Annotated in this window: 25 protein-coding genes; 1 reads left to right on the top strand and 24 read right to left on the bottom strand. The window is 37.5% G+C overall.

Annotated elements, in window-relative coordinates:
- Positions 1–15: 15 nt before the first annotated feature.
- The 17 genes from trmD to COO03_RS03645 all read right to left on the bottom strand — a co-directional run bounded on the left by trmD (position 16) and on the right by COO03_RS03645 (position 17432).
- Entirely contained in the window at positions 16–750 is a 735-nt protein-coding gene (trmD, locus tag COO03_RS03725) for a tRNA (guanosine(37)-N1)-methyltransferase TrmD (protein ID WP_097895192.1), read from the bottom strand.
- Positions 750–1265: a ribosome maturation factor RimM gene (gene rimM, locus COO03_RS03720; protein ID WP_097895191.1), complete on the bottom strand. Its 516-nt coding sequence runs from the start codon at positions 1263–1265 to the stop codon at positions 750–752. Before rimM ends, trmD begins: the two co-directional genes overlap by 1 nt.
- Before the next feature lie 120 nt (positions 1266–1385).
- Positions 1386–1613 (bottom strand): KH domain-containing protein, encoded by a 228-nt coding sequence (locus COO03_RS03715; RefSeq protein ID WP_097895189.1) that lies wholly within the window; start codon positions 1611–1613, stop codon positions 1386–1388.
- A 14-nt stretch (positions 1614–1627) separates the two neighbouring features.
- Positions 1628–1900 carry a 30S ribosomal protein S16 gene (gene rpsP / locus COO03_RS03710; protein ID WP_000268751.1) on the bottom strand — a complete coding sequence of 91 codons (273 nt, stop codon included), beginning with the start codon at positions 1898–1900 and terminating at the stop codon, positions 1628–1630.
- 101 nt (positions 1901–2001) lie between these two features.
- Positions 2002–3351 carry a signal recognition particle protein gene (ffh, locus tag COO03_RS03705; protein WP_097895186.1) on the bottom strand — a complete coding sequence of 450 codons (1350 nt, stop codon included), beginning with the start codon at positions 3349–3351 and terminating at the stop codon, positions 2002–2004.
- 12 nt (positions 3352–3363) lie between these two features.
- The gene (locus COO03_RS03700) at positions 3364–3696 is read right to left on the bottom strand and encodes a putative DNA-binding protein (RefSeq protein WP_042979425.1); all 333 of its coding nucleotides are present in this window, start codon (positions 3694–3696) and stop codon (positions 3364–3366) included.
- Between the two features lie 133 nt (positions 3697–3829).
- Positions 3830–4819 carry a signal recognition particle-docking protein FtsY gene (ftsY, locus tag COO03_RS03695; protein ID WP_097895183.1) on the bottom strand — a complete coding sequence of 330 codons (990 nt, stop codon included), beginning with the start codon at positions 4817–4819 and terminating at the stop codon, positions 3830–3832.
- 14 nt (positions 4820–4833) lie between these two features.
- Positions 4834–8403, bottom strand: coding sequence for a chromosome segregation protein SMC (gene smc / locus COO03_RS03690; protein WP_097895182.1), 3570 nt, complete (start codon positions 8401–8403; stop codon positions 4834–4836).
- A 149-nt stretch (positions 8404–8552) separates the two neighbouring features.
- The gene (gene rncS / locus COO03_RS03685; RefSeq protein ID WP_097895181.1) at positions 8553–9290 is read right to left on the bottom strand and encodes a ribonuclease III; all 738 of its coding nucleotides are present in this window, start codon (positions 9288–9290) and stop codon (positions 8553–8555) included.
- 59 nt (positions 9291–9349) lie between these two features.
- A complete protein-coding gene (acpP, locus tag COO03_RS03680) occupies positions 9350–9583 on the bottom strand; it encodes an acyl carrier protein (protein WP_097895180.1) in 234 nt (77 codons plus the stop codon).
- A gap of 69 nt (positions 9584–9652) precedes the next feature.
- Positions 9653–10393 carry a 3-oxoacyl-[acyl-carrier-protein] reductase gene (fabG, locus tag COO03_RS03675; protein WP_097895179.1) on the bottom strand — a complete coding sequence of 247 codons (741 nt, stop codon included), beginning with the start codon at positions 10391–10393 and terminating at the stop codon, positions 9653–9655.
- The gene (gene fabD, locus COO03_RS03670) at positions 10387–11337 is read right to left on the bottom strand and encodes an ACP S-malonyltransferase (RefSeq protein ID WP_097895178.1); all 951 of its coding nucleotides are present in this window, start codon (positions 11335–11337) and stop codon (positions 10387–10389) included. The genes fabG and fabD overlap by 7 nt, the downstream gene beginning before the upstream one ends.
- A gap of 14 nt (positions 11338–11351) precedes the next feature.
- Positions 11352–12344, bottom strand: coding sequence for a phosphate acyltransferase PlsX (gene plsX, locus COO03_RS03665; protein WP_097895176.1), 993 nt, complete (start codon positions 12342–12344; stop codon positions 11352–11354).
- Positions 12341–12934: a transcription factor FapR gene (fapR, locus tag COO03_RS03660; RefSeq protein ID WP_097895174.1), complete on the bottom strand. Its 594-nt coding sequence runs from the start codon at positions 12932–12934 to the stop codon at positions 12341–12343. The genes plsX and fapR overlap by 4 nt, the downstream gene beginning before the upstream one ends.
- An 89-nt stretch (positions 12935–13023) precedes the next feature.
- Positions 13024–15072 carry an ATP-dependent DNA helicase RecG gene (gene recG / locus COO03_RS03655; RefSeq protein WP_097895172.1) on the bottom strand — a complete coding sequence of 683 codons (2049 nt, stop codon included), beginning with the start codon at positions 15070–15072 and terminating at the stop codon, positions 13024–13026.
- Positions 15073–15370: 298 nt separating this feature from the next.
- On the bottom strand, positions 15371–17047 hold the full coding sequence (locus COO03_RS03650) for a DAK2 domain-containing protein (RefSeq protein ID WP_097895170.1): 1677 nt from the start codon (positions 17045–17047) through the stop codon (positions 15371–15373).
- A gap of 22 nt (positions 17048–17069) precedes the next feature.
- Positions 17070–17432: an Asp23/Gls24 family envelope stress response protein gene (locus tag COO03_RS03645; RefSeq protein WP_000021111.1), complete on the bottom strand. Its 363-nt coding sequence runs from the start codon at positions 17430–17432 to the stop codon at positions 17070–17072.
- Positions 17433–17810: 378 nt separating this feature from the next.
- Between COO03_RS03645 and rpmB the strand changes: the two genes are divergently transcribed.
- Entirely contained in the window at positions 17811–17999 is a 189-nt protein-coding gene (gene rpmB, locus COO03_RS03640) for a 50S ribosomal protein L28 (RefSeq protein WP_000124776.1), read from the top strand.
- A gap of 69 nt (positions 18000–18068) precedes the next feature.
- Here rpmB and spoVM read toward each other — a convergent pair whose 3' ends face one another.
- The 7 genes from spoVM to rlmN form a co-directional block, all read right to left on the bottom strand.
- Entirely contained in the window at positions 18069–18149 is an 81-nt protein-coding gene (spoVM, locus tag COO03_RS03635) for a stage V sporulation protein SpoVM (RefSeq protein WP_001213600.1), read from the bottom strand.
- A 66-nt stretch (positions 18150–18215) separates the two neighbouring features.
- Positions 18216–18857 carry a thiamine diphosphokinase gene (locus COO03_RS03630; protein ID WP_097895168.1) on the bottom strand — a complete coding sequence of 214 codons (642 nt, stop codon included), beginning with the start codon at positions 18855–18857 and terminating at the stop codon, positions 18216–18218.
- A gap of 146 nt (positions 18858–19003) precedes the next feature.
- On the bottom strand, positions 19004–19648 hold the full coding sequence (gene rpe / locus COO03_RS03625) for a ribulose-phosphate 3-epimerase (protein WP_097895166.1): 645 nt from the start codon (positions 19646–19648) through the stop codon (positions 19004–19006).
- Positions 19649–19650: 2 nt separating this feature from the next.
- Complete coding sequence (rsgA, locus tag COO03_RS03620) at positions 19651–20532, bottom strand: ribosome small subunit-dependent GTPase A (RefSeq protein ID WP_097895164.1); 882 nt, start codon at positions 20530–20532, stop codon at positions 19651–19653.
- Positions 20533–21146: 614 nt separating this feature from the next.
- Positions 21147–23120 (bottom strand): Stk1 family PASTA domain-containing Ser/Thr kinase, encoded by a 1974-nt coding sequence (pknB, locus tag COO03_RS03615; protein ID WP_097895162.1) that lies wholly within the window; start codon positions 23118–23120, stop codon positions 21147–21149.
- 8 nt (positions 23121–23128) lie between these two features.
- Entirely contained in the window at positions 23129–23881 is a 753-nt protein-coding gene (locus COO03_RS03610; protein ID WP_097895161.1) for a Stp1/IreP family PP2C-type Ser/Thr phosphatase, read from the bottom strand.
- A gap of 4 nt (positions 23882–23885) precedes the next feature.
- The gene (gene rlmN, locus COO03_RS03605; RefSeq protein ID WP_097895159.1) at positions 23886–24974 is read right to left on the bottom strand and encodes a 23S rRNA (adenine(2503)-C(2))-methyltransferase RlmN; all 1089 of its coding nucleotides are present in this window, start codon (positions 24972–24974) and stop codon (positions 23886–23888) included.
- Positions 24975–24977: the final 3 nt, after the last annotated feature.

Below are 24977 nucleotides of genomic sequence, written 5' to 3'. Positions count from 1 at the left end.
AAATATATGAAGTTCTTACTGCTCTTCTTTAATTTGCTTAAGCCAAGTCGCTTCTTGCTTTGATAGCCTGCGTTCTTCAAGTAAATCTGGTCTACGCGTATAGGTACGTCGCAACGATTCCTTATGACGCCATTCTTCAATATTCTTATGGTTCCCTGACATAAGCACATCCGGTACCTTCATGCCACGAAAATCGGCTGGACGTGTATAATGCGGATGTTCTAATAAGCCTGTACTAAAAGAATCTTCCACCTGTGAGTTTTGATTTCCAAGTACCCCTGGCAAAAGACGTACAACACTATCTGTAACAACCATAGATGCTAATTCCCCACCTGTTAATACATAATCACCAATAGAAATCTCATCTGTTACAAGATGTTCACGAATTCGTTCATCATAACCTTCATAATGACCACACACAAAAATAACATGCTCTTCCCCTGCAAGTTCTTCTGCCTTTTTCTGCGTTAATCGTTCTCCTTGTGGACACATTAATACAACTCTTGGTTTACATTCTGTATCTTTCATTAATTCTTCTACAGCATCAAAGATAGGCTGTGGAGTTAACACCATACCAGCGCCCCCGCCGTACGGATAATCATCTACACTGTTATGCTTACTTGTCGTATAATCACGAAAATTTACAACTCTAAGCGATACAGCTTCTTTTTCTTGCGCTTTTTTTAAAATCGAAGATCCAAACACACCAGTAAACATCTCTGGAAATAATGTTAAAATGTCAATTTTCATTATAGCAATCCTTCCATTACATGAATGGTTACCAATTTATTTTCAACGTTAACTTGCAGCACAACATCATCAATGTACGGAATTAAAAGTTCTTGTCCTTTTGGACGTTTAATTACCCATACATCATTTGCACCAGGAGATAGAATTTCTTTTATTGTTCCCAGCTCTTCACCATCTTCTGTTACTACTTTACACCCAATAATTTCATGGTAATAGTACTCACCTTCAGCAAGTTCACCAAGTTGCTCTTCTGGAACCTTTAGTAAAGAACCTTTAAACTTTTCTACTTCATCTACATTGTTAAACCCTTCAAATGTCAATAAATCAAATGTCTTATGCTGACGATGAGTAGTTACTTTTACAGGAAGCGGAGTTTTCTCCTTATCATTCCATATGTATAATGTATTTCCTACTTTATATCGTTCTTCCGGAAAGTCAGTACGAGAAATGACACGGATTTCTCCCTTAACACCATGAGTATTTACAATTTTTCCTACGTTAAACCATTTTGTCATAAACAGCACGTCACCCCTGTTTTCTATATAAGTTAAGCATCTCCATTCTATATATGGACAATGCAATTTCTCTTAAAATGTTAAAAAAGGGAGAGGAATAAATCCTCGCCCTTTTCACACCTATTGAATTTCCAGTGTAACTTTTTCATGATTATGATGTCCCACTGAATACAAGAGCATTCGAATTGCTTTTGCAACACGCCCTTGCTTCCCAATGACTTTTCCAACATCCTCAGGATGTACGGTTAATCGATACTTTATCTCTCCGTTGCAAAGTTCCTGTGTAACCTTTACATCTTCAGGATAATCTACAAGAGGCTTGACGATCGTTTCGATTAACTCTTTCATAGCCATTGCCTCAATTACTTACCTTGTTTAGATAAGTGGAATTTCTCCATGATACCTTGAGTAGAGAAAAGATTGCGAACTGTATCAGATGGTTTCGCACCATTTCCTAACCATTTTAATGCTGCTTCTTCATTGATTTTCACTTCAGCTGGTTGAGCAACTGGATTGTAAGTACCAATTTCCTCGATGAAACGTCCGTCACGAGGAGAACGAGAATCTGCAACAACTACACGATAGAAAGGAGTTTTTTTAGCTCCCATACGTTTTAAACGAATTTTAACTGCCATTTATAAAGCACCTCCGAATTTATTTCACACAGATAATTATATTAGCAAAAAGACTATTGCTTTGTAAAGTATTTTTTCTTAACAGAGCCATCTTTTTTTCCTTACATAAATGGAAACTTCAATCCACCTAGTCCCTTTTTCTTACCTTTTTGCATGCCAGTCATCGTCTTCATCATTTTTTTCATATCTTCAAACTGTTTGAGTAGACGATTAATTTCTTGTACGGTTGTACCGCTACCTTTGGCAATACGCTTTTTACGACTAGCATTGATTATTTCCGGTTGTTCTCGCTCTACTATTGTCATAGAACGAATAATTGCCTCAATATGCCCAATTTGTTTTTCATCAACTTGTGCATTTTTCAGCCCTTTAATTTTATTTGCACCAGGAAGCATTCCTAGCAATTCATCAAGTGGCCCAAGTTGACGCACTTGTCCAAGTTGCTCAAGGAAATCGTCAAGCGTAAACGAAAGCGTACGCATTTTCTGCTCAAGTTCTTTTGCTTTTTCTTCATCAACTGTAGCTTGCGCCTTTTCAATTAATGTTAGAACGTCACCCATCCCTAAAATACGAGATGCCATGCGTTCAGGATGGAATGCTTCAATTGCATCTAATTTCTCACCCATACCAGCAAATTTAATCGGTGTATTTGTTACTGCTTTAATAGATAATGCTGCACCACCGCGCGTATCACCATCTAATTTCGTTAAAACAACACCTGTTAAACCTAGCTGATCATGGAAGCTTTGTGCAACATTGACCGCATCTTGTCCTGTCATCGCATCGACAACTAGGAAGATTTCATCCGGGTTCGCAACTTCTTTCACTTTCGCTAGTTCATCCATTAGTTCTTCATCAATATGCAGACGACCTGCAGTATCAATTAAAACATAATCATGATGATCTTCTTTCGCTTTTGCAATCGCTTGTTTTGCAATTTCAACAGGACTTACTTGATCTCCTAATGAGAAAACAGGCATATCCAATTGCTTCCCTAATGTTTCAAGCTGTTTAATTGCTGCAGGACGATAAATATCAGCTGCAACAAGCATCGGTTTACGATTGTGCTTTTTACGAAGCAAATTCGCAAGTTTACCTGTTGTCGTTGTTTTACCTGCACCTTGCAGTCCAACCATCATAATGACAGTTGGTGGCTTATTAGCGACAGCAATTTTACTTTGCTCTCCGCCCATAAGTTCTGTAAGTTCTTCCTGTACAACTTTAATTACTTGTTGTCCAGGTGTCAAACTCTTCATTACATCTTGTCCGACAGCACGCTCAGACACACGCTTTACAAAATCTTTTACTACTTTAAAGTTAACATCCGCTTCTAAAAGAGCTAGACGAACTTCTCTCATCATTTCTTTTACATCGGCTTCGGAAACTTTTCCTTTGCCGCGGATTTTTTGCATCGTCTGTTGAAGTCGGTCGGCTAATCCTTCAAATGCCATATTGCCGCCCTCCTAATCTAATTTTTCGATAGCTTCAACAACTTGTTTCATTTCTTCATTCACATGCTCTTCTTCGCTGATTAGCTGTTTTAGCCTTGCAACAAGTCGCTGTCGCTCTTGAAACTTTTGAAGTAATACTAATTTCTCTTCATATTCTTCAAGCATCGCTTCAGTCCGTTTAATGTTATCATACACGGCTTGGCGACTTACATCAAATTCTTCCGCAATTTCACCAAGAGATAAATCATCTAAATAATAAAGCGACATATAACTTCTTTGTTTTTGCGTTAACAACGATTGATAAAAATCAAATAAATAATTCATTCTCGTTGTTTTTTCGAGCATGTTGGATCATCCTTTGTTAAGTGATTTCCCTTTACATGAATTAGTTTACATGGAGTATAAAAGAGTGTCAAGTTTTTTTCTTAACATCCTATATTTTTCATAAAAAAGAAGCGGAAGCCCCGCTTCTTTCACTTTATGCTTCTTCTTTTTCCACTAAGTTTGCAAACAAACCGTAAACATATTGTTCTGGATCAAATTGCTGTAAGTCGTCCATTTGCTCTCCAAGACCAACAAATTTTACTGGTACATCCATCTCATTACGGATTGCTAATACAATACCACCTTTAGCAGTTCCGTCTAATTTTGTTAAAACAATACCAGTAACGTTCGTTGCTTCGCGGAATGTTTTCGCTTGACTTAAACCATTTTGTCCTGTTGTTGCATCAATAACAAGTAATACTTCATGAGGAGCACCTGGAATTTCACGTTCAATAACACGTTTCACCTTTTCCAACTCTTTCATTAAGTTTACTTTATTTTGCAAACGTCCTGCTGTATCACATAGCAAAACATCTACTTTACGCGCTTTTGCTGCTTGAACAGCATCGTACATAACCGCTGCTGGATCAGAGCCAGACCCTTGTTTAATTACCTCTACACCAACGCGGTCGCCCCATACTTCTAGCTGTTCAATTGCTCCCGCACGGAACGTATCCCCAGCTGCTAATAAGACGGATTTTCCCTCTGTTTTAAACTTATGAGCCATTTTGCCAATTGTTGTTGTTTTTCCAACACCGTTAACACCAACGAATAAAATAACCGTTAATTGATCTTGTTGCATATTCATTTCATTACTAAACTCTTCGTCACCTTTGTAAATCCCTACTAATTTCTCTGAGATAACAGCTTGTACTTCTTTTGGATCTTGAATGTTACGACGCTGCACTTCTTCCTTCAGCTGATCAATAAGTTCCATCACTGTCGCAACCCCAACATCTGCACCAATTAAAATCTCTTCCAATTCTTCAAAGAAATCCTCATCGATTTTACGATAGCGATACACTAAATCATTTACTTTATCCGCAAATGAATTTCTCGTTTTTTCTAACCCTTGCTTAAATTTCTCTGTTACAGTATCAGTTTGTTTTGAAATCTTTTCTTTTAACTTTTTAAAGAAGCTCATTCTTCCCATCCTTCCTATTTGCTTGTAACCAGCTCTTCTCCATCATCCAGACGAACGGAAACAAGTTTAGATACACCTGATTCTTGCATCGTTACCCCATATAGTACATCCGATTCTTCCATTGTACCTTTTCGGTGTGTAATAACAATAAACTGCGTTTCATCACTAAACTTCTTCAAATACTGCGCGAAACGGACTACATTCGCCTCATCAAGAGCAGCTTCCACCTCATCTAGTACGCAGAACGGAACAGGGCGTACTTTTAAAATACCAAACAGCAATGCAATTGCAGTTAAAGCACGCTCACCACCTGACAGTAAACCTAAATTTTGCAATTTCTTACCTGGCGGCTGCGCTACAATATCAATACCCGTATTTAATAAATCTTGCGGATTTGTCATTACTAAATCGGCTCTTCCGCCTCCAAATAATTCACAGAATACTGATTGGAACTCTGTTCGGATTGCTTGGAATGTAGTGGAAAAACGTTTTTTCATTTCTTCATCCATTTCCGTAATAACTTGGTGCAGTGTTGCCTTCGCTTCTTCCAAGTCGTCTCGCTGCTCTAATAGGAATGTATGACGTTCTGCTACACGCTCATATTCATCAATCGCACCTAAATTTACTGTTCCAAGCTCTTCAATGGATAATTTAATTAGTTTCACCTTTTTACGTGCATCTTCTGCAGGCATCATCATTGTATATTTTAGTTTTGCTGCTTCAAATGAAATGGTATACGTTTCACGTAAATGTTGCAATCTATTCTCTAATTCCACATCGAGACGATTGATTTTTACTTCTTGATTTTTTAACATTTCTAAAATGTATTTATGCTTACCCTTCGTCTCTTTCACTTCACGTTCTAAATGGTCTATCCGCTCTTGCAAAGCTAAACGTTGTTCACGACGAGAACGAATTAATTCCGATGTCTGATTTCGATCATGTGCTTTCTTCTCAATCATATTCGTAATTTGCTCTTCGCCACTTGAATTCGATGTCATCTCTTGTTTTAAGAACGATAAATCTTCTTTTGTTTTTACAAGCATTCGCTGCGCTTCCTCTTTTTCTTTCGTTAAGCGCTCTACTTTTTCTTTCTGGTTAGATAAACGTTGCTGCTTTTCTGCTGCTTGTACTTTCAGCTCTGTCATCTCTGTTTGAACTTTTTCTTTCGAAGAATGTTGCTCGCTTTTCTGCTTTGTTAAAGCAGAAATCTTTCCATCTAACTCTGCAATTTCTTTTTGAAGATTTGCTAAAATCTCTTCTAACTCTTCTTTACGTCCTTGCATTTTTACTTGCTCTTGTAAAAAGCCTTCTATTTCTAAGTCATAGATAGATAAGCGATCATTAATGCGATGTTCTTCTAACTCTAACTGATTAATTTCTTCTTTTAACTTCTGTTCATCCACACGCTCTTCTTCCGCGCTGTGACGCAGTTCGTTTACTTTCACTTCTTTTTCTTGAATTTCTTGCTTCAATACTTTCACAAAATTTTCTAATTTAGATGTTTTTTCTTCCATTTCAGCAAGCTTCTTATTCCACTCTTCAAGTTCGCGCTGACGCCCTAATAAAGAAGATTTCGCTTGTTTTACAGCGCCACCAGTCATAGAACCACCAGGATTCACAACATCCCCTTCAACTGTCACAATGCGGTAGCGATATTGCAATTGCTTCGCTAACTCATTCGCCCCTCTTAAATCTTTTGCAACAACAACTGTACCTAATAAATTCGAAACAATGTTTTCATATTTATTATTGTACTGTACGAGTTCTGCTGCTACACCAATAAATGATGGATGTTGATTTACAATACGTAATTGATCGAATGATAACGATCTCCCTTTCATAACTGCCTGAGGTAAAAACGTTGCACGTCCATGCCTATTTTGTTTTAAAAAAGCAATTGCCTTGCGCGCGTGCTCTTCTGTTTGTACAACAACATGTTGCATCGCTGCCCCAAGGGCTATCTCCATTGCTACTTCATATTCTTTCGGTACGGTAAGAAGTTCCGCCACAGCTCCTTCAATCCCCTGAAGCTTGCTTTCACGGGCTTTTAATACTTCACGTACTCCTTGATAAAAACCAGAATAATCTTCTTGCATTTCTTCTAGCATTTCTTTTCGAGAACGAGCTTGCTGAACAAATTGATACGCTTGATATAGCTTTGTTTCATTTTCACTATATTGCTTCTTGCATTTCTCAAGCTCTACTTCTGTCTTTTGTATATTCGTAATAATGCTTGTGACTTTCTCTTTTGCTTGCTCGTAGCTCTCCGCAAATTTCGCCTTTTTAGCTGTAATTTGCATACGCTTTTGAACATACTTTTCATTTTCCTCATCAAGGCGCTGGTTTTTAGAATTTTGTTGTTTGAACTGTTCTTCTAGCATAGATAGTTCATTACGATTACTTGCTTGTTGATTTAAAAGTTCAATATAATCACCTTTTAAATGTTCAATTTGCTCTTCTAGATTTTCTGCATATGTTGAAAGAAGTTTCTCATTTTCATGTAACTTCTGTTCTAATTTTTTTACCTGATTTGCAAATTTCATTAATTCTTCTGTACTCGTTTCAATTTCACCATCATAATCATTAGCTTTCTCTGTTAATTCAATAATTAACTGTTCAAGCTGTGCGCAATGCGTTGTTGCATTTTGTTTTCTTTCCTTCAGCAATTCACGCTGTCCTTCTAATTTTTCTAACTCTTTACTAGAAAGAAGAAGGACTTCTTGTAAGGAATCCACAGATTCATCAATTGCTTGCAATTGTCCACGCAACTCTTCAAGCTCTGCTTCACTTTTTTGTAAGTAGGTTGACATTTTTACTTCTTCATCTTTATTGTGTCCAAACTGACTACGAAGCGTTTCCCATTTTTCATGTAATTCTTCAATTTCATATACAATGAGAGCTACCTCTACCTTCTCTAGTTCTTCTTTTTTCTCCAAATAATCTTTCGCAATAGAAGCTTGTCTCTCGAGAGGCTCTACTTGACTACTTAATTCATGAATGATATCTTGTACACGATTTAAATTTTCTTGTGTTTCTGCTAATTTTCCTTCAGCTTTCTTTTTGCGGAGTTTATATTTTAATACACCCGCAGCTTCTTCGAATACACCGCGGCGTTCTTCCGACTTACTACTCAAAATTTCTTCTACTTTCCCTTGGCTAATGATTGAGAAAGCTTCTCGACCCATGCCAGAGTCCATAAACAAATCAATAATATCTTTTAATCTACAAGATTGTTTGTTAATAAAAAAGTCACTATCTCCCGAACGGGAAACACGGCGCGTTACACACACTTCATTATATTCAATCGGTAAACGCTGATCTTCATTATTTAAAGTTAACGTCACCTCTGCAACATTAACCGCTTTTCGCGTATCACTTCCTGCAAAAATAATATCCTCCATCTTTGCACCACGTAATGATTTTGCAGATTGTTCACCAAGTACCCAGCGGATCGCATCAGTAATATTACTCTTTCCGCTTCCGTTAGGACCAACGACAGATGTTACACCTGGAACAAAATCAACAGATACACGCTCTGCGAAGGATTTAAATCCCGCTATTTCTAATCTCTTTAAAAACACGAAAGGCTTTCCCCCTATTCTCCGTTGTTATAGGCGCTGTCTATAACAAACAAGCTATTGTACGGATTCATATTTAACTTTGTATTTCCAAATAAAAATAAAGCTTCATTCTATGCATAAGGAATCCCCCTCATTTAAAGGGGGATTCCTTATGATTGTTCTTTTAATTTTTTCAACGCTTCTGCAGCAGCTTGCTGTTCAGCTTCTTTTTTCGACTTCCCACTTCCGACCCCTAAAGCCACACTATTTAATGTAACGCGTGACACAAACTCTCGATTATGAGCAGGTCCTTTTTCTTGCAAAATTTGATATTCAATATTACCGCTACCATCACGCTGAATCAATTCTTGTAGTTGACTCTTATAATCCATCACATGAGAAAAAGCACCTTCATTAATTTTTGGGTATACAATTTCTTTTAAAAATCCCCAAACTGTATCTAATCCTTGATCAAGATAAAGGGCTCCAATAAACGCTTCAAAGACATCCGCTAATAAAGCTGGTCGTTCACGCCCACCTGTCATTTCTTCACCTTTCCCAAGTAAAACAAGGTTACCAAATGACAATTCATTAGCAAAACGAACAAGAGATGGCTCACACACAATAGCTGCGCGTAACTTTGTTAATTCTCCTTCGCTCATTGTCGGATATTTTTGAAACAGATACTGTGATACAGTTAGTTCTAATACAGCGTCTCCAAGAAATTCAAGACGTTCATTATCTTCATGTGGTTTTTTTCGATGCTCATTCACATACGATGAATGCGTAAATGCTTGAATCAATAATTTTTCATCTATAAACGTAATACCTATTTTTTGTTGAAACGTTTTAAAAGCTTCACGATATTTTGTTTCGTATTTTTTTTCTCTATATTTTCGGTACGGCATAGGTCCCTCCAGATATAAGCCGAGAAAGCCCCGCTAAAAAACGGGACTTCACTCAAACATTATAGATGACTCTCTATGTAAGTCACAGCATCGCCAACAGTAGCAATCTTTTCAGCATCTTCATCAGAAATTTCCATTTCAAATTCATCTTCTAATTGCATTACAAGTTCTACTACATCTAGGGAGTCTGCGCCTAAATCTTCTTTAAAGCTTGCAGCTGATACTACCTCAGTTTCTTCTACTCCTAAACGATCAACGATGATTTTTGTTACGCGCTCTAAAACATCTGCCATTGCATTCACCTCCCCTCAATTATTATATTAAATATTGTCCAAAAAAACTAGAAGAAATCGATTCTTTTATTACATTACCATACCGCCGTCAACATTTAACGTTTGACCTGTAATATATTTGCTTTGATCAGAAGCAAAAAATGTTACTGCATTTGCAATATCTTGCGCTTCTCCAAATTTAGCGGCAGGGATTACTTTTAACATTTCTTCTTTTATATTTTCGTCTAATACATCCGTCATATCAGTAGCAATGAATCCTGGAGCAATTGCATTTACTGTAATATTTCGGCTAGCTAATTCTTTAGCTGATGTTTTCGTTAATCCAATTACCCCCGCTTTAGCCGCCACGTAATTCGCTTGACCTGGATTTCCTATCACACCAACGACAGAAGCGATGTTTATAATGCGACCATGACGTTGACGCATCATATAACGAGATACTGCCTTCGTACATAAGAAAACACCTTTTAAGTTTGTATTAATAACTGTATCCCATTCTTCTTCTTTCATACGCATTAATAAATTATCTTTTGTTACACCTGCGTTATTTACAAGAATATCAACTTGTCCAAATGTATCTGCAGTTTGTTTCACCATATTTGCAACATCATCAGCATTTGCAACATCTGCTCTTACTGCAATTGCATCTGAACCAAGTTTTTTAATTTCATCAACTACTTCATTTGCCTTTTGCTCATTACCAGCATAATTCACTACAACATTTGCACCTTGTTTAGCTAATTCAATCGCAACTGCACGACCAATTCCACGTGACGCACCTGTTACTAGCGCTACTTTCCCTTTTAACATCCGCTTTCTCCTCTCAAACTGAAAATGGTATCATTCAATGTCTCTTCATCATAGATTGCATATACCTTTACAGATGGAGCAATTGATTTCATAAGACCAGCAAGTACTTTTCCAGGTCCAATTTCAATAAACGTATCTACCCCTTGTTGTACCATACGTTCAATAGATGGGTACCATAAAACAGGAGAATAGAGCTGTTCAATTAGCTTTTCTTGAATGTCTTCACCGCGCGTAATAACGTCTGCCGTAACGTTTGCAATAACAGGAATATTTGCATTTTGAATTGTAATTTCATTTAAAACACTTTGGAATTTTTCAGCAGCCGGTTTCATAAGTGATGAATGAAACGGCCCACTTACTCGAAGCGGAATTGCTCTCTTAGCGCCATTTTCTTTTGCTCTTTGAGAAGCAATTTCTACTCCTTGTTTCGTTCCAGAAATAACAATTTGCTTCGTACTATTCATATTAGCAATTTGGACAGCGTAGCCTTCACTCGTTACTTCTTCTGTAACTTGTTTCAGCACATCTGGGTCTGCTCCTAAAATAGCTGCCATCGCACCTTCTCCGTTTGGAACAGCCTCTTCCATATATTCGCCGCGTTTTCTTACAGCATACACAGCATCTTCAAATGTTAACGCTTCAGCTGCAACAAGTGCACTATATTCACCCAAACTATGTCCCGCTACATAATCAGGTTTAATATCGTATTCTTTCAAAGCTGTTAAAATCGCAAAACTTGTTGCCAATAATGCAGGTTGCGCATTTGTCGTTAATGTTAGTGTTTCCTGCGGCCCTTCAAAAATTAATTCTGAAAGGGATTCTTTTAAAACTTCATCCGCTTTTTGAAATACTTTCGCAACCTCTTTATTATTCCCTGCTAATTGTTTACCCATTCCAACCGCCTGTGAACCTTGGCCTGGAAAAAGAAATGCTAGTTTTCCCATTTCAAATCCTCCTTTTATTGAAGCGGCTCTTTCTCTATTACACTCGAAATTGTAGGAATTACTTCTTTCGCTACCATCTCTCTTGTTTGACGAATCGCACTGAAGATCGATTGATCATTAGAAGAACCATGAGCCTTAATGACAGGAGCTTGTAATCCAAATAATGCCGCCCCGCCATACTCTGAATAATCCATTTTATCTTTTAATACCATAAGTTTCGGTTTTAATACCGCTGCTGCTAATTTACTTGTAAACGAACTCATCAATTGTTCTTTCAGCATAGAGAATAACGCAAGTGCTGTTCCTTCTAATGATTTTAACGCCACATTCCCCGTAAAACCATCACATACAACAACATCCGCTACACCTTGCAATAAGTCTCTTGATTCAACGTTTCCAACAAAATGAATCGGCGCATCCTTTAACATGGCAAATACTTGTTTTGAAAGTTCATTCCCTTTGCCATCTTCTGTCCCAACATTTAAAAGTCCAACACGCGGATTTTTAATTCCTCTTACTTTTTCAGCATAAACAGAACCCATAACTGCGTATTGATATAAATGAATCGGTTTTGCATCGACATTCGCTCCAACATCTAGCATAACGAAACCTTCTCCATCGACCGTTGGCATTGTAGGGGATAAAGCTGGTCTTTCGATCCCTTCCATTCTACCTACAACAAACAATCCAGCGGCCATTAAAGCTCCTGTACTGCCTGCTGATATACACGCATCTGCTACACCATCTTTTACTTGCTGTGCTGCAAGTACCATTGAAGCTTGCTTTTTCCGGCGAACAGCTCTTACTGGCTCATCCGTCGCTTCAATCATTTCGTCTGTATGAAGTATAGTAATACGCTCTTCATTCGTTAAATACTGACGAATGTCCTCTTCTTTTCCTACTAATGTAATATGTAAATCTGAATATTCCTTAATAGCTTTCATTGCCCCTAATACAACTGCTTTTGGAGCATGATCGCCGCCCATTGCATCTATTGCGATTTTCATAAGTTGTTACCTTCCTCACTATAATTACTAGATCGATACATTTCAAAAGTGCCTGTAAAAACGAGTTCTTCTCCAACAAAGCTACGCACTTTGACAACCGTCCGTCCTTTATCATTCTCTACATCTTCAACGCGCGCCTTTGCAACAACACGTTCTCCTAATTTTACAGGACGAATGTATCGAATGGTAGACTTTGCAGTTAAAGCGAGTTCTTCATCAATAACCGCAACAGCTAGTGAGTTTGCTTGAGCAAACAAATGATGCCCACGAGCAATTTGATTTCTTTTAAAAACATGTTCTATCTTTACTTCAAAGATAGAAATTGCATGTCTATCTAATTCTATGTCAATAATTTCCCCAACGACTTCTTCTAGCGGCAAAGATTTCACATCTTCTTCATGTTGTTTCGTCGCTACATGTTTAATTCGCTCTCTTAACTCTGGAATTGATAGTTCCATACGATCAAGACGAACCGTTTGTATGCTAACTTGAAACTGCTCCGCTAACTCTTCATCTGTTATGAACGGGTTCGTTTCTATTGTTTGTTGTAATAATACTTGTCTTTCTTTTTTACTTCTTCTTTTTTTCATACCGCACCATCCATTTTTTATGACTAGGTACTAACAGTAGTATATAATCATTGAAAGTAGAATGCAACAAAAATTTTTACATTCCATTTTTAATCGAGCTTTTCTCCTTGGAATACACCTGTTCCCTCAAGATACACACGAAGCGGCGCATACTGATCATTACGCCAAAATGCTTTTGAATCAACCAATATCGCTGCGTCTTGTCTAGCTGTTTCTAGCGCTCTATAATCATGTACCATATCAGCAACCTTAAACTCTGGCAGACCACTTTGCTTACTTCCAAAGAAGTCTCCAGGTCCTCGTAACTCCAAATCTTTTTCTGACAATACAAACCCATCATTTGTTTCAGTCATAATGCGCATGCGCTCTTTTCCTGTTTCCGATTTTGGATCTGCAATTAATAAGCAATAAGATTGCTCACTACCACGTCCAACACGACCTCTCAACTGATGAAGCTGAGATAAACCGAAGCGCTCCGCATCATAAATAACCATAACAGTTGCGTTCGGCACATTCACACCTACTTCAACTACAGTTGTTGAAACAAGAATTTGCACTACATTCTCACTAAACTGTTCCATTACCTCTTCTTTTTCCTGAGATGATAACCTTCCATGCATTAATCCAACTTGGAACTTTCCTTGATAATGATGCATCAGCATACTATGTAAATCGATAGCATTTTGCACATCCAGTTTCTCAGATTCTTCAATAAGAGGGCAAATAACGTAAGCTTGTCGCCCTTTTTTCACTTCTTTCTCAACAAAACCGAGAACGCGATCTAACATATCATGTTTTGCCCAATATGTTTCAATCACCTTTCGGCCCGCTGGCATCTCATCAATAATTGAAACATCCATTTCACCGAATGCAGTAATTGCCAATGTACGCGGAATTGGTGTTGCTGTCATAAATAACACATCTGGGCTTTCACCTTTTTCTCGTAAAACACGACGCTGCGCTACGCCGAATCGATGCTGCTCATCAGTAATAACGAGACCTAATCTATGGAAAATAACTTCATCTTGAATTAAAGCATGTGTTCCAACAAGAATATCTACTTCCCCTTGTTCTAATCTCGCTAAAATTTCACGGCGTCTAGCTCCTTTAACTGAACTCGTTAACAACTCGACATTCATATTAAAATGCGAGAATATTTCAGCGAGCGATTGATAATGTTGTTCAGCTAAAATTTCCGTAGGAACCATTAAAGCTCCTTGATAATGCGCTAATTTCGCTGCATAAAGAGCAATTGCCGCCACAACTGTCTTTCCGGACCCTACATCCCCTTGTAATAATCGGTTCATCCGATAAGGAGATTTCATATCTTTCATAATTTCATCAACAACTCGGCGCTGTGCACCAGTTAACGGAAACGGAAGTGCATCAGTAAACTCTTGTAATGCTTCCATCGAAATTTCTTTTTTCGTCCCTTTAGAATTTTCCCTTTCTATTTTCCGAAGCGTTTGCATCTTCAGTTGAAATAAGAAAAACTCCTCGTAAACAAACCTACGACGCGCTTGTTTTAAATCTTCTTGCCCAACCGGAAAATGCAGTGCCCGAAGAGCTTCATAACGAGGTAACAACTTATAACGACTAAGTAATCCATCTGGCAATACTTCCGTTATCAAATTGCCGTATTCTTTTAAAGCTTGCGCAATAAAGCGACGCATTTGCTTTACTGTCATTTTCCCTTTTACCGAATACACAGGCTCTACTTCTTGTTGACGTACAACTGGCCCAAAGTAGAGCTCAGATACAGAAATTATTTGACGATGTTGATCCCACTTACCAGTAATCGTTACCGTCTCATCTAACTTTAACTTTTGCTTATAATATGGTCTATTAAAACATACAGCTGTAATTAAATAACGGCCAACAAGTACACGGACAGTCAGACGCGATTTTTTCTTCCCATAATATTGTAATAAAGGAGCACTATGCACTTTCCCTTCAACCGTCACACGTTCTTCGTGCTTCACTTCAGCCAAATCTTTCATTGCGTAATCTTCATAACGGTACGGAAAATGTTCTAGCAGATGAGAAACTGTATAAATCCCCATCTCGTGTAATAACTCAGATGTTTCTTCTCCAATTCCCTTTACATCCGTAACAGGAACTTGTACAACTTCATTCAAGGTTTTCACGCTCCGTCACATCATTTTATTCTATAGATTACAGTTAACTTATACCTGTAATCGCTCTCTTCTACCTTATATATTCTATCATAGGCATTCTAAGAGAAACTACTCTAATCCCTGCATATACAAAGCAGGCGAATGAACTACGTAAGAAAAGAGCCTCACTATAACAGCAAGGCTCTTTTCCATCATCAATATGCTAGCCTTTTGAGCAAGAGCTAGGGACACATTTTATGTTACTAGCTCTTGCTCATTAGCAAGTAAATAATCAATTCCTTATAATAAAGAATTTTTATTATTCTACAGAAAAAATGAAAGAATACACAGGTTGGTTACCTTGGTGTACCTCTACTTCAGCATCTTCAAATTGCTCTTCTACAAACGCAACTAATTCAGCAACTTCTTCATCCGTTGCATCTTCACCTTGTAAAATTGTTACAATTTCAGATTCTTCATCGATCATAGCTTCAAGTAATTGCTTCGCCGCACCTACTTTGTCAGCGTTTGTAGATACAATTTTCCCATCTGCAATACACATGAAGTCATCTTTTTGAATTGCTACACCGTCAATTTCCGTATCACGAACTGCATACGTAATTTGACCTGTTTTCACATGAGATAAAGCTTCTTTCATGTTTTCTTCATTCTCTTCTAACGTTCCAGCTGGATTAAATGCTAACATTGCAGCCATACCTTGAGGAACAGTTTTTGAACGAACGACAATAACATCTTGATCTACAACTGATGCCGCTTGCTCTGCTGCCATTACGATATTTCCGTTATTCGGTAAAATGATAATTTTCTCAGCATTCGCTTCTTCAATCGCCTTCACGATATCCTCCGTACTTGGATTCATCGTTTGACCGCCCTCAATAACTTGCGTTGCACCAATGCTCTCGAATAAGTTTTTAATACCCGATCCCATTGCTACAGTTACAATACCATATGGCTGTTTTTCTTTTGCCGGACTTACTTTTTCCGTCATCGGTGCTGGCTCATCTAATAAAGCAGTATGCTGTTCACGCATATTTTCTACTTTAATTTTAATTAAGCTACCGTAACGTTGTCCATAGTTCATCGCATCACCAGGATGTTCTGCATGAATATGAACCTTTACAATTTCATCATCCGACACAACTAATAATGAATCTCCGTATACACTAATGTCTTCACGGAATTTTTGTTCAGAGAAATTATGTTCCTTTACTTTCTCAGGCTCTAATTTCACCATGAACTCCGTACAATATCCATATTTAATGTCTTCTGTACTCAATTGGCTTTGTACACTACGGTGATGTTCTGCACGCACCATTTCGTTCATAGATGGCTGTGCTGGTGCATCAGAAGAAATTGTTTCTCCCTTTAAATCAGCTAAAAAGCCTTCGTATACAACAACAAGACCTTTACCACCGCTATCTACAACGCCAACTTGTTTTAATACAGGTAATAAATCTGGCGTACGATTTAACGATGCATTTGCTTCTTTAACAACGTCTTCCATAAACAAAACAAAGTCGCGCTGTTTTTTCGCAACCGTGACTGCATATTTACCCGTTTCTCTTGCAACTGTTAAAATCGTTCCTTCAATCGGTTTCATAACTGCTTTATATGCTGTTTCGACACCAGCTTCTAAAGCTGCCGCAAAATCAACTGTTGTTAACTCTTCTTTTTGCTCAATAGACTTAGAGAAACCTCGGAATAACTGTGATAAAATAACACCTGAGTTACCACGAGCTCCCATTAATAATCCTTTTGCTAAACTTACACCGACTTTACCAGCATGCTGTGAAGGATTTGCTTTTACTTCACGTGCGCCTGAAGTCATTGATAAATTCATATTTGTACCGGTATCGCCATCTGGAACTGGAAAAACGTTTAATGCGTCAACAAGCTGAACATTATTTGTTAAATTATTCGCTCCTTGAATGATCATTTGTGATAAACGTTTTCCATCAATTTTTTGAATTGACACAGATTTTCCTCCTTAATGCACATTACAAGTTTATTACTTTAACTCCTTGTACGTAGATGTTTACAGAATCTACTGCTAGTCCTACCGTTTGATCTAATGTATATTTCACTTTTGTTTGGACGTTGTGTGCTACCTCTGAAATTTTCGTACCATAGCTCACAATAATATACATATCAATATGTACTTCATCTTCGTCTTTACGGACAATAACGCCCCTAGTGAAGTTTTCTTTTCGTAAAATTTCTGTTAATCCATCTTTCAACTGATTTTTTGAAGCCATACCAACGATACCATAACAATCTACCGCGGCCCCTCCAGCAATCGTTGCAATTACATCTGTACTAATATCAATTTGACCGTACTTCGTTTTAATTTCAATTGACATCTCGTTTCCCCCTTCATAAATGGTGAAAGTGAGCTAGACTACTTTAGTTACTATCATATAATCTTTTTAAAGAAAATTCCATCGTTCTTTCTTTTTGCTCTCATATTTTTCACTTATCATTACACTTTTTTTATGACGAGCAAAATAGTCCATTGTTATTATACAACATGTACCACTATAATATGTCAAGTGATTTTTCTTGATTTCTACTTTTCTTTACTAACATTTAGTGTCAAGTAATTTTTCTTGATTTCTTTTCTATACACTGTTGCATTCTCTTTTTAGTTGTGTTAAATTATAGTAGTGTTTTTAGCATCGCATAAAAGACTAACATTGAAAAATTACGTATGGTAAGGTAGTTAAGGGAGGGAAATATAGATGGCTCGTGTTTGTGCTATTACTGGAAGAAAAGCTCGTTCTGGTAACTCTCGTTCTCACGCAATGAACGCTACAAAACGTAAATGGGGCGCTAACCTTCAAAAAGTTCGCGTACGCATCGACGGTAAAGTTCAACGTGTTTACGTTTCTGCTAGAGCATTAAAATCTGGCAAAATCGAACGTGTTTAATAAAAAAAAAGAGCCACTAGGCTCTTTTTTTATTATCCCCATGGAAAAAGCACCGGTAATAGGTGCTTTTTAGTCCTTTTTAAAGGTATTTAACACCGCGCGAACAATTCCACCAAGAAATTTAGGTAACTTAATTGTATAAAATCTCATGGTTTCCCTCCTAATCCCCATTACTCCACTTGTTTACTATATGACGCAAGGAGCAAAATTGTTTCTTCAATCAGTGCTTCTTATCACCATTAATATGCCAGAAGTAAATGAAAAAGTACCTTTTTCCGCAAGGAGTTCATTACTAATACAAAGTGTCGATCCCCATTTAATTGTTTTATCTATAAGAGGATATTTAAAACCACGAAGTGTAATACCATTTACACATTCAGTAACAGGTACAAAGGATACGTATGGAAATTGTTTATTTTCTTCAATTATATATGTACCCACGTCTCTCACAAATATTTCGTTTTTATTATCAACAATACACATTTCCGTACTTTCTTCCAAACCTTTCAAAAGCATTTGTATATTCGCTAGACCATGATCAAGTCTTCCACCTGTAGCACCAAAAATACGAATCAATTTCGGCTTTTGCTCCAGCGCCCAGCTAATCGCAATTTCTAAGTCGGTTTGATCTTTTTCACGCGGAACAATATGTAGCTCATCTGTCTGTTTTTGCATCCACGCTAATTCTTCCTCTGTAACTGAGTCATAGTCACCAAATGCAACAGCTGGTACGATTCCTCTTTGCAACAAACGATATACACCACGATCAACCGCAGCCCATACTACTTCCTCATTTTCATATCGAGAGAAATCAGCACAGTACTCCGCAGGTCCTCCAGCTAAAATATGAATAATCATCTTTTCTTTCCCTTCTATAGAAAAAAGCAATCTGCCAGTCGGTAGATTGCTTTTTTTCACATTATCCCGTTCTAACAGGTTCGAAAACTCCCCTATTGATTTTTAGTCCTCATCAATCGGGATAAAAGTTTCCTTACATCTATTCGTTATCCACGAATTACTCGAATTGCTTCACCGCGGTCCTTTTGATTGTATACTGCCGATCCTGCTACAAGAACATTCGCCCCAGCTTCTACACAAAGTCTCGCAGTCTCAGCGTTTACACCACCATCAACTTCAATTTCAATTTCTAAATTACGTGCCTTGGCCATTTCTGCAACTTGTTTAATTTTCGGTAATACAGAATGAATAAACTTCTGTCCACCGAATCCTGGATTTACCGTCATAAGTAATACCATATCAACATCTTCCAATACATGTTCAATCATAGAAACTGATGTATGTGGGTTTAATACAACCCCAGCTTTGATACCATGCGATTTAATTAATTGAATCGTACGATGTAAATGTGGACATGCCTCTACATGAACAGTAATAATATCTGCTCCAGCTTTTGCAAAAGTAGGGATATAGTTATCAGGGTTTTCAATCATTAAATGTACATCCAATGGTAAAGATGTAATTGGACGAATTGCTTCTACAATTAAAGAACCAATTGTAATGTTTGGAACAAAATGTCCATCCATGACATCAACATGGATATAATCCGCTCCACCTTTTTCTACATCTTTAATTTCTTCCCCTAATTTTGAAAAATCTGCTGATAAAATCGATGGTGCAATTTTAATCATGACTAATACCTCGGCTTTCTCTCTCTAATTTCTTCTACGAATTGTTTATAATGTTCGTAACGATAATGAGTAATCTTTCCTTCCTCAACTGCAGCTTTCACTGCGCACTTCGGTTCAGAAAGATGTGTGCACCCTCTAAATTTACAGTATTGACTCTCTTCTTTCAACTCTGGAAAACAATGTGTAAGATCTTCTACTTCTATATCAATAAAATCAAGTGAGCTAAAACCAGGTGTATCTGCAACAAGACCACTTCCAACTTCAATTAATTCCACATGTCTTGTCGTATGCTTACCGCGGCCTAAATGCGAAGAAATATCGTTTGTTTTCAGTGCTAAATCAGGTCGTAATACATTCAACATAGAAGATTTTCCTACACCAGATTGTCCTGCAACCACTGAAACATAGCCTTCTAAAAACGGTTTTAAAATATCAATACTTTCCGATGTATTAATAGAAGTAAACAATACATCATATCCCATTTCACGATAATCATTTGCATAAGACTCAACAGTTTCTCGCATTTTTTCATCTACTAAATCCATTTTACTAATACAAATAATTGGTTTAATGTTATGATATTCAATTAATACGAGAAATCGATCTAGTAATCCTGGGTTAAAATCTGGTTCAACTGCTGAGAAAACAAGGATTGCTTGATCTACATTGGCAATCGGCGGCCTAACAAGTTCATTTTTTCGCTCAAAAACTTCTAGAACATATCCCTCGTTCGGATTCTCCGCTTGAAAAACGACTTGATCTCCTACAAGCGGCGTAACTTTATTCTTTCTGAATACACCACGACCACGGCATTGTGTAATACCATCTTCATGCTGCACATAATAAAAACCACTCAAAGCTTTTACAATTTTTCCTTCTGCCATATAATTCTCCTTTATTCTATATAAAACTTTAATCAATGGTTGTTTCTTTACCTCATTGATTACAATTTAAACGAATCAAGCTTTTGTAAACAACTATTTCCAAAAATCATCACATGAATACTCCGCATCTATAAAGTAAAACTTTAATCAGTGAGTTTTTTCTTCCTCCCTCACTGATTATTAACTCTCACCAATGGGGCTTTTACGGACAGTTGAATCCCCACCTAACTTCTTTAGAAAAGCGGAAGCGGCTTGCTCAGAATCGCAGGACGCCCGCGTCCCTGACAGAGAGGCGCTTTTTGCCTCGTCCGAGGGGGCGAAACGACCGGAGATTCTAGCCGCTAGAGCTGGCCAATGCTTTCACTGAATTTTGAGGTGGGGGTCTTATTGTCCGCAAATAGCAGGATAGATAACTCACTCATTCTGTTTACACTTTGCTTAATCTTCGTTCAAAACCTTATTTATATTCACGTCACTTTTATGGCTATTTTCTATTTTGAAACGTAAATTCTTGCCTGTTATACCGTTCACCATGCAAACAGCATAACAGGCAAGAGTAACGAATCCCATCCCCTATATAAAGAAGATGGAATCCACCAAATAGAGACTCATCTTTACCCGACTGGATATGGTACTTCTTTATCAATGATTGTCGTTCCATCTCGAACAATCTTATAATGTCCTTTTGTTCCTTCTTGAATCACAAATTCCAAAGAAATAGTAGCAGTTTCTGTTATTGTTCGGGTTTCAATTGGTCTATCCATTTTTTGCTGCATATCTTCTTTATAAATTTCAATTGTTTGTGGCTTTTTCTCACCTGTTGCAGGAGCTTCATATGGAAGTGGAATATTATCAACTTTTACAGTCTTCGTTACTTTCGGCTTTGGTCCATCCGAAATAGTAACTGTTACTTTCTCCCCTTCTTTTAACGGCACCCCTGGTTTTGGTGATTGTGAGATTACCAGCCCTTTATCAATCGTATCCGAATATTCTCTTTTTATATCCGGTATCAGCTTCTTCTCATTTAAATAGCTGTTCACACTATTCTCAGTCCATCCTGAAAAGTCAACAGGGCGAATTTGATAAGGACCTTTACTTACCCAAACTTTCACATCTTGCTCCGCTTCCACAACCATTTGGTCTGCTGCTGGACTTTGTTCTACGATTTCACCTTTTGGTTTTTCATCGTCAACATCGTATCGGACAACAATTTTATATTTCCCTTCTAATTCTTTCTTCAAACTATCAAAATCTTTTCCGATTAAATTACTCATTTTACTCTTTTTTTTCCCGCCGGATTGATAGATTGTAATTTTAGAATTTTCCTTTACAATCCTTCCTGCTGCCGGACTTGTTTTAATTACTTTTCCAGCTTCAACATCATCTGTATAGACAATGTTTGGCTCAGCAACTTCAAATCCTTTCTCGACAAGAGCATTAACAGCAGTCTCATACTTCATACCAGACACATCTGGAATTTTCACATCTTTTGGGATAAAAAATCTTGGAATTACAGTAAGCGCTAACGTTGTACCGATTGCTAAAAGTAAAAATGTTGCAATTAACACTTTCAACCATTTGTTACTTCGCTTTTTTTTCACATTTGGTTTGACTTCTTCATTTTTTATCTGTTCATCCGCTTTGCTTCCATTCAATACGATTGTTTCATCACTTATATTTCCTAATAATTGTTCTTGTTGAATAATTGGAATCGCCTTCGTCGCTTCCATATCTTCAGGTATATAAAATGGTTGTTCGTTAATACGCTCTGGATATAGAGCTGTTTCAATATCCCTCTTCATCGCATTAGCAGACTGATATCGATGGAACGGATCTTTTGCAGTTGCTTTTAAAATTATATTTTCTACACTTTGCGGAATATCTGGATTCCAACGTTTTGGAGATGGCGTTTCATTTTGTAAATGTTTTAAAGCTATCGCAATAGCCGACTCCCCTGAAAACGGCTGCCTTCCTGTTAATAATTCAAACATAACAATACCGAGTGAATAAATATCCGATTGTTTATTCGCTATCCCTCCGCGTGCTTGCTCTGGTGACAAATAATGAACCGAACCAAGCACTGAGTTCGTATGCGTTATCGTCGTCGCACTTGTAGCTGTCGCAATTCCAAAGTCTGTCACTTTCACAACTCCATCACTTCGAATCAGGATGTTATGTGGTTTTATATCACGGTGAACAATTTCAAAATGATGGGCATGCGCCATTGCAGCTGTTAACTGCTCCATAATATCAAGAGCTTCTCCTATAGGTAACATTCCACGCTGATTTATGTATTGCTTTAATGTTTGTCCAGGTACGTATTCCATAACAAGATAATAAATTCCATCTTCTTCCCCAACATCATACATATTCACAATATTTGGATGCGACAACGTTGTAACAGATTGCGCTTCTCGATGGAAACGTTTAATAAACTCTTCATTATTTGCATAATCGAGTCGTAGTATTTTTACCGCTACATCTCGGCCTAGTATATCATCATGAGCCAAATATACATTGGCCATTCCTCCGCCACCAATCATTTTCAGCAGCTTATAACGGTCGTTTAGGCGTTTTCCAATCAGCACGTTGTAATTCACCTACTTTCGTTTGCCGAATCCACATAATCAACAATGACAAGGGTAATGTTATCTTCTCCACCACGATCATTCGCCAATTGAATAAGATGTTCTCCCTTTGTCTCAAGTTGTTCGTTTAATTGCAAAATCCTTTGCATATCATCTATGGCAACTTTATTTGATAATCCATCAGAGCAAAGAAGCAATTGATCATTCTCTTCAAGCACTAATGTTTTAACGTCTAATCCGACTGTTTCTTCTGTTCCAAGCGCACGCAAAAGTACATTCTTTTTAGGATGATACTCTGCATCCTCTTTTGAGATTTCACCATGCCTAACAAGTTCATTTACAAGCGAATGATCTTCTGTAATAAGTGATATCTCTCCATCTGACACTATATAACAACGACTATCTCCTATATGTCCAATTGTTACAAAATCTGCCTTACAAATCGCTACAATAACTGTTGTTCCCATACCACTACACTCTACATGTTGCTTAGCGTATTCATATATGCGCTCGTTAATCATCTCAACTTTTGTATGTAACCATTCTTCTGCTTTTCTAGGTTCATTCATGTTATACGTTTGTTTCCAATAATCATGGAATAGTTGAATGGCCATCGAGCTAGCAACATCACCCGCTCGATGACCTCCCATTCCATCAGCTACTACAGCTAATATATCTCCATCCAAATTATGAAAAACTCCTGCACTATCTTCATTATGTTGACGAACTTTTCCTTTATCCGATAGAAACACGGCTTTCATCTTGTCACCTCGTCTCTTCTTTGCGCTCCTTTGCACGCAACTGACCGCAGGCAGCATCAATATCATGACCTTGTTCACGACGAATCGTTACATTCACTCCACGGTCTTTTAGCGTTTTTTCAAATAAGAAAATTTGCTCACGTGGCGTTCTTACATAATCGCGTTCTGGTACGTAGTTTACCGGAATTAAGTTTACATGACATTTTACACCTTTTAAGAGTTGAGCCAGTTCTTCAGCGTGCTCAACTTGGTCGTTTTCTCCTCCAAATAAACCATATTCAAACGTAATACGACGTCCAGTTCTATTTACATAGTATTTAATAGCTTCCATTAAATCCGGCAATTTATAAGCACGGTTAATCGGCATTAATTTTGAACGTAATTCTGTATTTGGAGCGTGCAGTGAAATCGCAAAGTTAATTTGCATATCTTCTTCGGCAAACTTATAAATTTTCGGGATAATTCCACTTGTGGAAACTGTCATATGACGTGCCCCAATATTGATTCCCTTCTCATCGTTAATAATGCGTAAGAATGCCATTAAATTATCATAGTTATCAAACGGCTCCCCAATTCCCATTACTACAAGAGAACTTACACGTTCTTCTGTTTCATCAAGCGCACGTTGCACTTCTACTACTTGTGCTACAATTTCTCCAGCTTCTAGGTTTCGCTTTAAACCACCTAGTGTCGATGCACAAAACGTACAGCCAATACGGCAACCAACCTGTGTTGTTACACAAATGGAATTTCCATATTCATGTCGCATTAATACTGTTTCAATGGAATATCCATCATATAATTGGAATAAAAATTTAATTGTTCCATCAGAAGATGTTTGTTTTACTAATGTATTTAAAGTAGTAATATCAAAGGAATTCGACAATTTATCACGCAATCCTTTAGATAGGTTTGTCATATCCTCATAATTTTTCACACGTTTTTTATAAAGCCAATCAAAAATTTGTCCTGCACGGAATTTTGGTTCCCCTTGTTCCTTTAACCAATCTTGCATTTCATGAAGTTGTAAAGAATAAATAGATGGTTTTTTCATTTCTAAATTTTTCTTTTGTTTTCTTACAGTCGTTTCCATGAT

This window comes from Bacillus sp. AFS098217, from assembly GCF_002551815.1.
Lineage (GTDB): Bacteria > Bacillota > Bacilli > Bacillales > Bacillaceae_G > Bacillus_A.
This window is presented reverse-complemented; position numbering and strand designations above follow the sequence as displayed.